Origin of the sequence: Leptospira perolatii (genome assembly GCF_002811875.1) — a bacterium.
GTDB lineage: Bacteria > Spirochaetota > Leptospiria > Leptospirales > Leptospiraceae > Leptospira_B > Leptospira_B perolatii.
In genome coordinates this window covers 1-1,703 of sequence record NZ_NPDZ01000037.1, presented here as the reverse complement: position 1 = coordinate 1,703, position 1,703 = coordinate 1, and the positions used below count along the sequence as shown (strand labels likewise).

Below are 1,703 nucleotides of genomic sequence, written 5' to 3'. Positions count from 1 at the left end.
ATACACTTCCTGAGCACGATCTTTTTTCTGTTGGAGAACCTTCAATTCTTCTTTAGCAATCTTTAATTCTAGTTCTGCACTGGAATAAATATAAGTGTCCGAACCACCGGCGTTATACAACAAACCTTTGCCAACGCTAGTTCCCCGAATATCTTCGTCATGAATTTGGTTTTGAGCACTCGCGACCAGGTTTCTAATTCTAGTTTCTAGGCCGGTCCAATAATTCAATTGGTTCTGGTACTCTGTCTTGATGTTCGTACCATACCCACTACCCGGAACATTCGCTCTATCTAATGCTTCTTTGAAGAACTGTTTGTTTGCGACAATCGTACTGAGAGTATCAGCTCCACCACCTACTACACTCTCAATCCCTCTCACATGCGACTGCCACTGATCTCGATTCGTTTCTATCGTGCGGTCTAGCTCGCCCAGAGCCTTCTGTCTGTTTGCTTGCAAATCGGCTGCGGATTTGTCCCAAGCTTCCAATCCTTTTTGGATCTGTGCTTTAATCGTAGAAGTCCAACTTTCTCTAGCAGCTAACAGCCTGTTAAACGCTTCGCTCCAGTTTTCTTCTCCGTTTTTCCATTGCCGCTCTACTGCCTTGTCATACTTCAGCTTTCCTAATACCAAGTCATCGATCGCATTTTGCCACTGTGCCTGACCGTCTTGCAAAGCTTGCAAAAATTTCGACTGATAATCTTCTCCCTCTACTACACTAGTAGGCGGAGTAAGGACCGAACCGTCCGGTGGTAAAATCCCAGAGTATTTCTCGTCGATCGTTCTCTTAGCACGTGCTATTAAAAGAATCGCGAGCTGAGAAGGATCCGTTTCCTGAGCGATTCTACTCTGCAAGTCTTCGCTTTCATTTTCTCTAGAAACAAACTGAGCACGATACGCACTCAAAATCGAAGACTCTTCGTAGGAATATTCTGCCTGAATGTATTTCTTAATATCTAAAAGAGAGCTTTCAAAGGAAGTTTTCTCAGTATCGCTCCCAAAACTCACAGAGCCAGCTAGACCGCCAATTCTACCATCTAGCTTAGTTTCCCAGTCGGAACGATATGCACCCAAGGCCCCAGCTATAGAAGCATCAAAAAGACTTACCTTTTCAGTGGCGCTAGTGCCCGCCTTAGAAGCATTCTCCGCAGTGACAATCGCCTGGAAAAGTACGGACTTGTCGATTCCACCGATCAAGTCTTCCAAACTACCGCTAGAAACTTTTGCCTTCCACTCACCCTTTCTTGTATCTATCTCTCTCTGGACATCCGTTTCCCATTCGCCCAGAACCAGTACTTTATCTTTTTGTAATTGTTCTCTAATCGCATCCTGATCCGACAGGGCCACTCCCAAAAGTTGCTTTTCTATTTCGCGATCTGCGTTCGCTTCCCAGTCCGCCCTTAAAAGCTGCTTCCCTTGGTTAACCGTCTGGTCCCAGTCGGACTCTTGTTTTTCAGAGTCAGCTTTTTTATACTGCCTTTCTAATTTACCGTCCGAACCGTTTTTCCAAAGATCTCGAAACAAAGTAGGATCTGCAGCCAAAGGAGAAAGAGCAATGTCCAAAACCATCAAGGCTAACAGAGCAAGCTTCGCACCTGCAAAGCTCACACCTCTTACCTTCCTAAAAAACCTTCTCCTGTTCCTGCGATCCATCACAGCCTTTTGCAAGCGCAGCACAATAACGTGCATCGGATTTCGTGCGTTAA

At 45.3% G+C, this 1,703-nt stretch carries 1 pseudogene; it reads right to left on the bottom strand.

Annotation, left to right across the window (positions count from 1 at the left end):
- Positions 1–1,686: pseudogene (locus tag CH373_RS18470) on the bottom strand (hypothetical protein); the annotation flags it as partial.
- Positions 1,687–1,703: the final 17 nt, after the last annotated feature.